General features: G+C 64.8%; 14 protein-coding genes. 7 read left to right on the top strand and 7 right to left on the bottom strand.

Translation table 11 applies throughout. The features are described 5' to 3' along the window. Nucleotides 1–7 precede the first annotated feature (7 nt). The 3 genes from AmiPiv_RS07965 to AmiPiv_RS07955 all read right to left on the bottom strand — a co-directional run bounded on the left by AmiPiv_RS07965 (nt 8) and on the right by AmiPiv_RS07955 (nt 2,186). On the bottom strand, nt 8–700 hold the full coding sequence (locus tag AmiPiv_RS07965; RefSeq protein WP_340036813.1) for a class I SAM-dependent methyltransferase: 693 nt from the start codon (nt 698–700) through the stop codon (nt 8–10). Continuing rightward, nucleotides 700–1,731, bottom strand: coding sequence for a glycosyltransferase family 2 protein (locus AmiPiv_RS07960; RefSeq protein ID WP_340036812.1), 1,032 nt, complete (start codon nt 1,729–1,731; stop codon nt 700–702). The genes AmiPiv_RS07965 and AmiPiv_RS07960 overlap by 1 nt, the downstream gene beginning before the upstream one ends. 131 nt (nt 1,732–1,862) lie before the next feature. After that, a complete protein-coding gene (locus tag AmiPiv_RS07955; RefSeq protein ID WP_340036811.1) occupies nt 1,863–2,186 on the bottom strand; it encodes a hypothetical protein in 324 nt (107 codons plus the stop codon). A gap of 116 nt (nt 2,187–2,302) precedes the next feature. Here AmiPiv_RS07955 and AmiPiv_RS07950 point away from each other — a divergent pair, with 116 nt between their 5' ends. Further along, nucleotides 2,303–2,530: a hypothetical protein gene (locus AmiPiv_RS07950; RefSeq protein ID WP_340036810.1), complete on the top strand. Its 228-nt coding sequence runs from the start codon at nt 2,303–2,305 to the stop codon at nt 2,528–2,530. A gap of 108 nt (nt 2,531–2,638) precedes the next feature. Here AmiPiv_RS07950 and AmiPiv_RS07945 read toward each other — a convergent pair whose 3' ends face one another. Both AmiPiv_RS07945 and AmiPiv_RS07940 read right to left on the bottom strand, forming a co-directional pair. Beyond that, nucleotides 2,639–3,703 (bottom strand): porin, encoded by a 1,065-nt coding sequence (locus AmiPiv_RS07945; protein ID WP_340036809.1) that lies wholly within the window; start codon nt 3,701–3,703, stop codon nt 2,639–2,641. Nucleotides 3,704–4,036: 333 nt separating this feature from the next. Then, on the bottom strand, nt 4,037–4,690 hold the full coding sequence (locus AmiPiv_RS07940; RefSeq protein ID WP_340036808.1) for an antitoxin Xre/MbcA/ParS-like domain-containing protein: 654 nt from the start codon (nt 4,688–4,690) through the stop codon (nt 4,037–4,039). A gap of 470 nt (nt 4,691–5,160) precedes the next feature. On the opposite strand from AmiPiv_RS07940, the gene AmiPiv_RS07935 reads away from it, so the two are divergent. From AmiPiv_RS07935 to AmiPiv_RS07910, 6 genes are all read left to right on the top strand, one after another. Then, nucleotides 5,161–5,514 (top strand): hypothetical protein, encoded by a 354-nt coding sequence (locus AmiPiv_RS07935; RefSeq protein WP_340036807.1) that lies wholly within the window; start codon nt 5,161–5,163, stop codon nt 5,512–5,514. A 156-nt stretch (nt 5,515–5,670) separates the two neighbouring features. Continuing rightward, nucleotides 5,671–7,113 (top strand): multicopper oxidase family protein, encoded by a 1,443-nt coding sequence (locus tag AmiPiv_RS07930; protein ID WP_340036899.1) that lies wholly within the window; start codon nt 5,671–5,673, stop codon nt 7,111–7,113. A gap of 77 nt (nt 7,114–7,190) precedes the next feature. After that, nucleotides 7,191–7,607 carry a DUF411 domain-containing protein gene (locus AmiPiv_RS07925; protein WP_340036898.1) on the top strand — a complete coding sequence of 139 codons (417 nt, stop codon included), beginning with the start codon at nt 7,191–7,193 and terminating at the stop codon, nt 7,605–7,607. Nucleotides 7,608–7,676: 69 nt separating this feature from the next. Then, nucleotides 7,677–8,357, top strand: a complete 681-nt coding sequence (locus AmiPiv_RS07920; RefSeq protein WP_340036806.1) for an SCO family protein — start codon at nt 7,677–7,679, stop codon at nt 8,355–8,357. A gap of 155 nt (nt 8,358–8,512) precedes the next feature. After that, on the top strand, nt 8,513–8,752 hold the full coding sequence (locus tag AmiPiv_RS07915; protein ID WP_340036805.1) for a hypothetical protein: 240 nt from the start codon (nt 8,513–8,515) through the stop codon (nt 8,750–8,752). A 309-nt stretch (nt 8,753–9,061) separates the two neighbouring features. Beyond that, the gene (locus AmiPiv_RS07910) at nt 9,062–9,751 is read left to right on the top strand and encodes an alpha/beta hydrolase (protein ID WP_340036804.1); all 690 of its coding nucleotides are present in this window, start codon (nt 9,062–9,064) and stop codon (nt 9,749–9,751) included. Nucleotides 9,752–9,834: 83 nt separating this feature from the next. Here AmiPiv_RS07910 and AmiPiv_RS07905 read toward each other — a convergent pair whose 3' ends face one another. Then, nucleotides 9,835–10,314, bottom strand: a complete 480-nt coding sequence (locus AmiPiv_RS07905; RefSeq protein ID WP_340036803.1) for an SRPBCC family protein — start codon at nt 10,312–10,314, stop codon at nt 9,835–9,837. A 69-nt stretch (nt 10,315–10,383) separates the two neighbouring features. Continuing rightward, nucleotides 10,384–11,859 (bottom strand): benzaldehyde dehydrogenase, encoded by a 1,476-nt coding sequence (locus AmiPiv_RS07900; protein ID WP_340036802.1) that lies wholly within the window; start codon nt 11,857–11,859, stop codon nt 10,384–10,386. Between the last annotated feature and the right edge of the window lies 1 nt (nt 11,860).

Below are 11,860 nucleotides of genomic sequence, written 5' to 3'. Positions count from 1 at the left end.
CCGGCTTTCAGACACGGGCGCTGCAGGCATACTGGGCGCCAAGGGGAAATGCCGCGAGCCCGCGTTCCACCGCTCTGGCGATGCGGCCGGGCGTGGGCAGCAGCAGGAAATGCTCGGAGCGGATCTGCCGGAAGCCGGCGCCGAGAAGCAGCGCCCTGGTCTTGCGGGCGCCCAGGAGCACGGCGTCCTCGTCGAACGGGCATCGCATCACCGCAAGGCGCGTCAGCGGATTGAAAGGGTTGTGCTCGATGATGCAGGCCACTCCGCCCGGCCGCACCACCCGCCGCATCTCCTCGACGAAGTCTGGCCAGGACGTCGGCGCAACATGGTGCAGGACACAGCTGGCGAAGGCGATGTCGAACGTAGCGCTCCGATAGGGAAGCAGGTTCGAGGTGCATAAGCCGTATTCGTTGTCCGGATTGTCGTGGCGGGCGCGCTCGATCGACTGTTCGGACACGTCGCAACCGTGGAGATGATCGAAGATGCCGCGAAGGTGCGGGTGCAGCGAACCGACGCCGCAGCCGATGTCCAGCGCGCTCACGCGCTCGCCGCCGAGCCGCAGTTGCCGCTCGTCGACCAGTCGCCTGAGCAGTTCGGCCTTGGCGCCGAGGAAGAAGTCGTGCCCGAGACCGGAGAAGCGGATGGAGCGCTCGACCGCCTCGCCATAGCTGGACCTGTAGCCGTCGAAGAGTTCTGACACTAGCCGGCTCTCCGATTGGCCAGACCCGCGAGTGCACGTTCCTCTCCCGCCGGCCGCTTGTCGTCGAACCCGCTCGCGCGGGAAACCACATAGAGGGGCCGCCGCTTCACCTCGGCATAGATGCCGCCGACATAGAGCCCGACCACCCCGGTCATGAACAGGTTGACGCCGCACAGGAAGGACACGATGACGACCGTGGACGTCCAGCCGGCAATGACCCCGGCTTCGAAGCCCCAGGCCAGGATGGCGTACACGCCATAGGCCATGGCGACCAGGGAGATGGTCAGCCCGCCCCACAGCGCCATCCGCAAAGGCGCGTCGGAAAAGCTGACGATGCCGTGGACGGCGAGGTGCAGCATCTTCCAGAACGGGTACTTGGTCTCGCCGCGTGCGCGAGCAGGCCGTTCGAAGAGCACCTCGGTCTGCTTGAAGCCCATCCAGGCGAACATGCCGCGCACGAAACGGTCGTGTTCGGGCATGCTCTGGAAGGTCTCGAGCGCCCTGCGGCCGACGAGCCGAAAATCCCCGACGTCGCGCGGGATGTCCACCGTGGTCATCCTCCCCATCAGCCGGTAGAAGAGGCTCGCGGTCGCCCGTTTGAACCAGGTTTCGCCCTCGCGCCTGATGCGCCGGGCATAGACGATCTCGTATCCTTCGTGCCATTTGGCGATGAGATCGAGCACCACTTCCGGAGGGTCCTGGAGATCGGCATCCATGACGATGACCGCGTCGCCGGTCGCGGCGTCCATCCCGGCGGTGATGGCGATCTGGTGGCCGAAATTGCGGGAGAGCTCGATCAGCCGAAACCGCGATTCATGCTCGAGCAAGCGCCTGAGATACGCCACGCTGCCGTCCCGGCTGCCGTCGTCGACGAAGATCGCCTCCGCCTCGCCGTCCAGCCGGCAAAACAGCTCGCCGATCCTTTCGACCAGCAGCGGCAGGACTTCCTCTTCGTTGTAGACCGGGATGACGAACGAGTATCGAGGCGGCTTCCGCCTCGACCGCACGATCTGGATCGCCTGGTTTCGCATCCGATTCAAATCGACAACGCCGCCGAAAAGTTCCACTCCATGTTCGATCACCGCAAATGGACCGAGAAGTTCGCCAGGGACCAGCGGATCAGGATTGCCGGCCGCAACGGTTGAGGCGAACGCCCGCCCGGTCAGTCCTGGATCGAAGCGACAGGCGCCGTCAGCGTCCAGCAGACACCGTCCGCGTCCAGGACCAGCGCGGCGGTTCCCCCACCGAGACGGGCGTCACGCGTTCGAGCACGGTGCGGCCGAAGCCCGAGCCGGCGCTGGCGGCGGCAATGCGGCGTGCTCCCCTCCGGACGATCGATGCCGACGGCCTCGGAATAGGCGGAGAACACCTGGTCCGCGTCCGGCCCGAGCCCCACGACCACATCCACGATCTTGGGCACGTCCTTGGACACGAGATCGGGATGGACGGTGATCAGGATGGTCGCCAGCAGTTCCTTGGGAAGCACAAAGCTGTCGCCGACCCCCGCGGCAGGCAGGAGATGATGCGCCTCGTCGATGACGAGCCAGTGCGGCCGGCCGGTCCTGGCCCGCAGCGACGCCAGCTCGGCGGCGCGCAGACCGCATGGCGCAATGCCTGCGAGAGGTGGCCGAAAAAGACGCCGTGGGTGAACCGGTTTTCATAGAAGGTCGCCGGCTCGTCGAGATCCACTCGCTTGCCTCGAAGCTCCATCTTCAACTCCATATGCAGTCGCCCCCGCCGCTCATTGGGGAGTTCGAAACCCGTAGGGCGATGAACGGTTCCGAGGAGAACGAAGAAGTGATTGTTCTGGCTGGCCCGGCGGCGATTTGAGCGAATGCCGGTCACCGGTGGTGGCGAGACCTTCGGCGTGGCCAGGTCGCCAAAATGACAAACCCGGCGTGTGACCGCCGGGTTTGCATCATTCATTGCATCGGCCGATCAGAACGAGGCGTCGAGCCGCAGGAAGCCGCTGAACGAGCCGTCGCGTTCCACACCGGTGACCGGATCGATACCCTCATAGCTGTCGCCGTCATTGTAGTTGAGGGCCAGCTTGGCGTTCAGGTTCTCGACGATCTTGTAGTCGACGACGGCGCCGACTGCCCAGTCGTCGTTGCCGAGTTCGACGGTCTCGTTGGTGGCGAAGTCGCCGGCGTGGCGGTCGCCGAAGTACTGGCCGCCGGCGCCGACCGACATCCGGTCGTTGACGGCGTACTTGACGTAGCCGCCGACCGACCACTCGTAGCCGGAATACGGGGCAAGCAGGCCGAACCAGGTCGCGCCCGTCTCGTAGGTGGCAATCGCCTGGAGCGTCACGGCCTCCGTCGCCTTGACGTTGACGATGCCCTTGAGCGCGACTTCGGAGAAGCGATCGTCATAGCCGGCGTAGAGGTTGACCGAGCCCCAGCCCTGGGCGATCGACACCTTGCCGGTGACCAGCGGCACGTAGTCGTAGTTGGTGCGCTCTTCTTCCAGGCCGACAGAAACCGCGATGCCGTTGCCGGCGTCGAATGTGTAGCGGATCTGGTTGATGAAGGTGCCGCCGCCCTTGTCGAACTCGCCGTCGACGCCGCCGTCGAACAGCGTGTCGTTGCGCCCGATCATCAGGCCACCGAGCTCGAAGTAGGCATAGCGGATCCACATGGCGGTGGTGTCGCTGTAGGTAGGCGTGAATTCGCCGCCGTCGTTCTGCCAGTGCAGCTCGATGTAGCGACGGAAGGTGCCGTATTCGGTCTCCGAACGCGCGTCGAGCTTCAGGCGCGCGGCCGAGTACTTACGCCAGCCGTCATCGTTGTCCGACCAGTCGATCTGATAGCGAACCAGGCCGCCGACCTTCAGGCAGGTCTCGGTACCGGGGATGTAGTAGAACCCCGCGCCATAGACGTCGCAGATGCGGACGTATTCCATCGGCTCCGGCTCGGCGACGACGACAGCGTCGGCTGCACGGGCGCCGGAAACGGCAAGCAGAGCCGCAGCGGAACTGAGAGCAAGTCTCTTGATGTCCATTATGTATCCTCAGGTGAAAGAAATAAACAACGGCACGAAACCTTTTCTCAATTCGAGAAATACCTCCCGCGCCCTCGGCGATTGGAAACGAGATCACATCGATCTCCATCTCCAGGGATGGCTTCATATACATCCGTTTCGATTCTTCAAAAACAAAACCGCATTCATTTCCAAATATTACATATCATTCTAATATAATAGTGATATTAAAATCACATTTATTGGACGAACAATACGTATTATACATTTGGCACAAATGGAACGTTCTTATTTTTTACTTTCGATTACGCCAAATACTCAATTCATTTTTACCTTTTCGGTATGCGGACAAAATTAGGATGCGGCGGAATGTTCCTTCGCCGCTGCTATGACGCCGGCCACGATGTCCTGCTTGAGCAGCTCAATCGGAATGCGGCCGCCGAGCCTGGGCGATGGCTGGATCAGCCAGAACCAGGCAAGCCGCGGATGCGGGATATGCGAAAGCACTTCGCGGATGCCCGACGCGGGTCTTCCGTCGACGAACTGGGCCAGCGGAAACACATGACGCTGGCGGCCCTTGCGCAAGGCAACGACCTCGTTGCCGCGATACCACCGGTGCAAGGTCGATCGCGGTATCCGAAGGTGCTCCTCCAGATAGGTCGATCCGGCCACGCGACCCGCCCAGTCTTCCATGACCATCGCTTCCAGGTCGCCGCTGCTCAGCTGATGTGGGGATGGAATGCCGGCCGTCGACGCGACCGGCTTGCTGGCGGCACCGCCCTCGTTCGCCATTCGCGCGGCCTCCGCGGCAAGCGCGCGAACGAACTGCGACGCCAGGGCTGCCAGGTCGGGCCGCATGCCCCCCAGGGATTGCAGGCTCACCTGCGAGGAACAATCCGCGCCCGCCCCGCCTTCGCCGGGGAACTTTCCGGCGGCGAGATGCCCATCAATATGAAATACATCATTATTGACAATCTTCTTTATTTCATTGAAGAATGACTCCGTCATGTTATCTATTATATTAGATATGTAAGATTGAGAATCTTCATTCATGCTGGTCTATTCCTCCACTTCTTTGGGTGGGTAGATCTCGAATGCCTGTCCCGGAGCTAAAATGATTGCTTGGAGCCCCGGATCCCCTCGGTCGGCGATCGGTAACGGCTGCTAGTTCAACGCCGCGGCGGCAATGGCGAATGGCGCGACGGCCGGCATTGCGGCAGCTGCTCGGAACCACTTCATCGATTTCCTCCCTTCGATGTCGCCTTCCATGATTCCCCAGGCGTCCCCGCCCGGGCGGTCGACCTGCGCAGCAGGTACACAAATTCATGCCTACAACGCCGTCCAGGCGGTCCACATGGTCGATCCGGACGATGTCGCGAGCATTGTTGAAGGACAGGGCCGCTCTCAACGAGCCGATGCGCCGCCGCGTCGCAGCACGACGGATTGAGAAGTCGTCTCCGGCGCTATAATATTCTGGGATGCTCGGTCTGAGGCGCGCATTGGCTTTCTGTCTGGCGGTCATCTTTGCCGCCGGGCTGAGTGTGTCTCCCATCCGGGCCAGCGACATGTCGGTCAAGATGACGACCATGTCGGACATGAGCATGCCGATGGACGGCGACTGCATCGGATGCCCGGACAAGGGGACGGACGACAGCAAGGCCATGCCCTGTCCGTATGCCTGTGCGGTTCCGCTTGCGGGCCTGTTGCCCACACCCGTTGCCTACGACATCGTGGCGCCGCAGTCCGAACCGGCTCCGAGCCTGTCGGCCGAGCCGGACGGACGAGCGGCGGTTCCCGACCCCCATCCTCCCAAACCTATCGCGCTGATCTGAACGGGGAAGCCGCAGGGCTTCCCGGCGTATCGTAAACATCTGCCCCTGCTGGGCCCGATGTGAATTGCCCATGGCCGGCCAGGCTTTTCGCCTGTGTGCCGCCCATGCGCGACCAATGCGGAAGGTTTGGAAGTGACTGATTTGTTGAATTTCGGCATGTCCCGAAGGGCGCTCCTTCGGGTAGGTGCATGCCTTGCCGTCGCGGCCGCTGGCCTGAAGACGATTGCGGGGAACGCCGCGCCGACGACGGAATATCGGATCGGGCCGGCCCCCGGCCGCGCTCGCCTCAAGGGAAGCGACGCTCCGGAGACCGCCGTCTGGTCCTACAACGGGCAAATCCCCGGCCCGGAGATCCGCTTGCGGCAGGGAGAGCCTGTCCGCATCCTGGTCGAGAACGGGCTCGGGGAAGACACGACCGTCCACTGGCACGGCATCAGGTTGCCGAACGCGATGGACGGCGTGCCCGGCCTGACCCAGCCGCCGATCCGACCGGGGGAGAGCTTCCTCTACGAATTCACGCCGCCCGACGCCGGCACCTTCTGGTATCATCCCCACGCCAACAGCCTGCAACAGCTTGGCCGGGGCCTGGCCGGGGCCCTGATCGTCGAGGAGGCGGAGCCGATCGAGGTCGACCGCGACCTTCTCTGGGTGCTCGGCGACTGGCGGCTGGACACGGAAGGCCAGATCGCCCCCGGCTTCGGCAGCCCGATGGAAGCAGCGATGTCGGGCCGCGTCGGCAACACCGTGACGCTGAACGGCGCAGCACCTGCCGACCTGGAGGTCCGGGCCGGCGAGCGCATCCGCTTGCGCCTCGTCAACACGTCGCTCGCCCGCATCATGGCCCTCAGGTTCGAGGGCCACAGGCCCGTCGTCGTCGCCGTCGACGGCCAGCCCTGCGATCCGTATGAGCCGGCGGACGGCCGCCTTTTGCTCGCCCCCGCCATGCGCCTCGACCTCGTCATCGACATGCAGGGCGAACCCGGCAAGCGCTATGCGATCCGCGACGACTTCTACGAGGGGCTTGGCTACGAGTTGACGAGCTTCGCCTACTCCAGCCAGCCGCCGCTCCGCGAAAACCCGCTCGATGCCTCGCTTCGCCTGCCGGGCAACCCGCTGCCGCGCCCGGACCTTCAGAGCGCGACAAGGCACGAACTGCTGCTCGAGGGCGGCATGCCGGGCATGAACAACATGCAGGGTGGCGCCGGCATGCAGGGCATGGCCAAGATGATGTCCGGCGGCATGGGCGGCATGAAGCACGGCCAGGCCGTCTGGTCGATCAACGGCACCGCCATGACCGGCGACGGTCACGCCGGAATGCAGCCGCTCGTAACCCTCGCAAGAGGGCAGAGCCACTTCGTCACCCTGCGCAACCGCACCGCCTGGTGGCATCCCATGCACCTCCATGGCTTCAGCTTCCGGGTGCTCAGCCGCAACGGTGCGGCCGTTCCCCACAACCAGTGGGCCGACACCGTCCTCATGGCTCCCGACGACAGCGTCGACATCGCCTTCGTCGCCGACAACCCGGGCGACTGGATGCTGCATTGCCACATCACCGATCACCAGACCGCCGGGCTGATGACGGTGCTGCGGGTGGAATGACCAGGCAAGACATGAACCACGCCAACTCAAGCTATCGCATCGAAAGGAAGACAAAAATGCTTAGAATTCTCGCCACCATGGCTCTTCTCGCAACCAGCCTCACCGCCGTCCATGCCGCCGAGGCGCGCAAGGCCGTGCTCTACAAGAACCCGCAGTGCGGCTGCTGCGAAGGCTACGCCGACTATCTGCGCCAAAATGGCTTCGAGGTGGAGGTCAAGCCGAGCAATGATCTCGCCGAGATCAGCCGCAAGGCCGGCGTGCCGGCCGACTTCCAGGGTTGCCACACGACCTTCATCGACGGCTATGTCGTCGACGGCCACGTGCCGGTGAAGATCGTCGAAAAGCTGCTCACCGAACGGCCTGACGTTGCCGGCATTGCGCTTCCGGGCATGCCGATGGGATCGCCGGGCATGGGCGGCGAGAAGACCGAGCCCTTCACCGTCTATGCTCTCCCCAAGACCGGCGGAGAGCCCGCGGTCTACGCGACGGAATGACAGGCGATGAACAGGATGAGTTTCGCTTTCTCAGGGCATCCGCCTCTCTTGCCACCCTTGGTCGGAAGGGTGCGCGAACTCCTGCTTGGCATCGTCGCGATGCTGCTCGTCACCGGGGCGCTCGTCGCCCCGGTTGCCGCTCACTCGCTCGATGAAGTCGACGCCATGCTGGGCGACAAGGAAAAGTACTTCCAGCCGGTCGACAAGCCTGGTCCCGACTTCGCCTTGCAGACGGCGGACGGCCGCGCCGTCGGCCGCGCCGATCTCAAGGGCAAGGTCGTGGTCCTGCATTTCATCTACACCTCGTGTCCGGACGTCTGCCCGCTTCATGCCGAGAAGCTTGCCGAAGTCCAGAAGCTGGTGAACGCCACGCCGATGAAGGACCGGGTGACCTTCGTGACGGTCACGACGGACCCGACCAACGACACGGCCGCGATCATGCGCGACTACGGTCCCACGCACGGTCTCGACCCCGCCAACTGGCTGTTCCTCACCGCGAAGGCCGGCGACCCCGAGGATACCACCCGCAAGCTGGCCGAGCAGTTCGGGCACAAGTTCCAGAAGACCGCGGACGGCTACCAGATGCACGGCATCGTCACGCATGTCATCGACCAGGAGGGGAACTGGAAAGCCAATTTCCACGGCCTCAACTTCGACAACGTCAACTTCGTGACCTTCGTCAACGCGCTCACCAACGGCACCTCGCGTCCGCACGGGCACGCCGAAAAGAAGTGGTGGGATTTCTTCTGACCCACGGAGGCGGCCGGTGCTGGCAACCTGACTTCGAGGAGGCCCACGGGCCTCCTCGCACGTAGGCCCACATATGAATGCGACGAAGCAATGGGAAATGCCATTGACCTTCCGGCAACCGAAAGGCGCACCTTTGAACTATGGAAGCCGGAGCCATGGCACATCAAGAACCAGCGCTTGACGAGGCGATCGTCGCGGCATTCAGGGTGGCCATCAGCATCGGACAGGATGACGTCGCCGAACTGCTGCTGCGCGCGCTGGAGTGTCTCTGCGGCGGTCCGGAGACCGGAGGCGCCGACGCCGCCTACAGGATCATCCTGCGCGCCGAACCGGGCGAGCCCAGCCGCGGAATTACAGCTCCCGGCGTCGCCCGCGGCAAGCGGCCAACTCACTGAGGGATCGCCTCGATTGGAGTGGCCGGCATGCCGAAGCGATCCCGGCGCAACTCCATCGACAGCCCCCAAATACGACACGTTCCGAGCCTATCGTGCATCGACGCCGGCGGGGTTTCGCTGTAGCCTGCGAGGCACACAGTTTTCCGCTGATCCGCTGATGGGAGGTGCTCGGCCGACCCCATTTTTCCTGCATCCGACGCACGTTCCGTCGCGGCGACTGCCGGCGCGGTCTCTCGTTCCCAAGCGGACGCGGGTCCCGCACCGGATACAGCATCAGTTCCGGCTTAACGCAGCACAAGGAGACTGATCATGGCCTCGGTAAACAACATCGTGCTTGTCCACGGCGCATGGGGCGATGCCTCCCACTGGCGTCACGTCATCCCGCCGCTGGTGGCAAAGGGCTACAACGTCACCGCAGTGCAGAACCCGCTGACGTCTCTGGCTGACGACGTCGAGCGTACTTCGAAGCTCGCCGCCGCACAGGGCGGCCCGACGCTGCTCGTCGGCCATTCCTATGGCGGTGCGGTCATCAGCGGCGCCGGCCGCGAGCCGAACGTGGTCGGCCTGGTCTATATCGCGGCATTCGCGCCGGATGAAGGCGACAGCCTGGGCAGCATCTTTGCGCGCCGCGAGCCGCCGTCGGGCGCAGCCGGCATCCGCCCCGACAAGGACGGGTTCCTGTGGCTCGCCAGGGATACGTTTCGGGCCGGTTTCGGCCAGGACCTCGACGAGACCGAAGCGCTGGTCATGGCGGTGACCCAGAAGCCGATCGCCGCCCGCTGCTTCGAGGACAAGGCCGGTCCTGCCGCCTGGCGCTCGAAGCCGAGCTGGTACCAGGTGTCGACCGGCGACAACATGATCCCGCCCGAGACCGAGCAGTGGATGGCCGATCGCATGAACACGCGCAAGACCATCAGGCTCGACGCCAGCCATGCCTCGCTGGCGTCGCGTCCGGCCGAGGTCGTCGCCCTCATCGACGAGGCGGCAAAGGCTCTCTGATCACGAAGGTCCGCACGGCTCCGGGCGGGGCCGTGCGGATTGCCCGTCGAAACGACCTCTCTCAGCCTTGAAGCGGGCCGCGATCAGGGTGCAGTGACGGCCGGCAGGTTCGCCAGTCCGCCTTCGAAGACATCCCGCACCAGTGCCGCGGTGGCACGGTCGGCCTCGGCAGGTTCCGTGCTGCCGGCGGGCCGCTGGAACTCGCCCGACCACAGCACCACGCTTCCTCCCGCCTCGCCCGGCTCCACCCACATCTCGGCGACATAGTTGCTGAGCGGCAGGCTGGTCTTGACGATGCGGTAGCGGTACCACTTGCGCGCCTCGTCATAGGCGAGAAGCTCGCTGATGACGAAGCCGCCGCCCTTCACCTGGAATTCCCTGACGGCCAGCGGCTTGCCGTTCTCCCCGACCAGCAGCGCGGTCCCCTCTGTTGCCGGGTGCCAGAGATGGATGCCGTCGAAATCCTTGATCGCATCCCAGGCCCGCTGCGGCGCTGCATCGAGGGCGATCCGGGATGCATAGCGCAGAATTGCACGATCCGGCGTCACGGTGTTCGTGGGCATGGTTCCTCCTCCATGTATTTGACTTCGATGTCCGGGCGCCCGAGGCGGCATCGCCGCCCCGGTCATCGCTCAGAACGGATAGGCCGGCGGGGCGTTGCGGATCGTCAGCCACTGCCACTGGGTGAACTCGTCTATGTTGCTCGGGCCGCCGATGCTGGTGCCGTTGCCGGAGGCGCCCACCCCGCCGAACGGGTTGATGACCTCGTCGTTGACGGTCTGGTCGTTGATGTGCAGCAGCCCCGCGCGCAGCCGGTCGCCGATCGCCATGGCGCGGCCGATGTCGGGCGAGATCACTGCCGCCGACAGCCCGTATTCGGTGCGATTGGCGAGTTCCACGGCCTCGTCGTCGCCACTGAAGGGCGTGAGGCAGGCGACGGGCCCGAACACCTCTTCCTCGAAGGCAGCCATGCCCGGCTGGACGCCGGCAAGCACGCTCGGCGCATAGAACAGCTTGTCGTAAGTGCCGCCCGCCAGCAGTTGCGCGCCCTGCTCGACCGAGGTCTTCACCACCCGGTCGATATGGTCGAGCTGGGCCTTGTTGATGATCGGGCCGAGGGCGACGTTGTCCGTCGCCGGATTGCCGACCGGCAGGGTCTTCGCCTTCTCGGCAAGTGCGGCGGTGAACGCCTCGAAGATCGGCGCCTCGACCAGGATGCGGCCGGACGACATGCAGATCTGGCCCTGGTGCAGCCAGGCGCCCCAGGCCGCGTTCTTCACCGCCAGCTTGAGGTCGGCGTCCTTGAGGATGACCAGCGTGTTCTTGCCGCCGAGCTCGAGCGACACCTTCTTGAGGTGGCGGCTGGCGTTCTCGCCGACGATCCGGCCGGCCTTGGTCGAGCCGGTGAACTGGATCATGGCGATGTTCGGATCGGCGACCAGTGCAGCACCCGCGTCGCCGGCGCCCGGCAGCACATGCAGAAGCCCTTCGGGCAACCCGGCCTTTTCGAACAGGGCGGCAAAGACCAGTCCGCCGCAGACCGCCGTGCGCGGATCGGGCTTCAGCACCACACCATTGCCGACCGCGAGCGCCGGCGCCACCGCGCGCATGGCGAGGTAGAGCGGGAAGTTGAACGGCGAGATGATGCCGACGACGCCGAGCGGGCGGCGGCGGGCGAGGTTCATCCGGCCGGTCTCCGAGGGCAGCACCAGGCCCTGCGGCTGCGAGGCGAGCGCTGCCGCCTCGTTCAGCGCCTTGATGCTGAGCTGCGTCTCGAACTCGGCCTTGCCGCGCGCCGAGCCGCTCTCGCGGATCAGCCAGTCGACCACGTCGGCGAAATGCAACTCGAGCTGGCCCGCCGCCTTGCGGATGACCGCTGCCCGCGCATCGTAGCTGGTGGCAGCCCAGTCGCGCTGCGCCCTGGCCGCCATGGCCGACGCCTTGGCGACATCGGCGGCGGATGCCATGCCGATGCGGCCGAGCACCGCGCCGGTCGCCGGCTCGACGATGTCGGCCGCCTGATTGGTCCGCTGCCATCCGTCAGAGTAGACGGTCCCGTCGATATGTCCGCCCTCGATCAGCCGGTGGGATGAGACTGCCTTGTCCATC

Source organism: Aminobacter sp. Piv2-1, assembly GCF_037625995.1.
In the GTDB taxonomy this organism is placed as follows: domain Bacteria; phylum Pseudomonadota; class Alphaproteobacteria; order Rhizobiales; family Rhizobiaceae; genus Aminobacter.
Note: the sequence above shows the minus strand (reverse complement) of the source record. Positions and strands in the feature narration are given on the sequence as shown.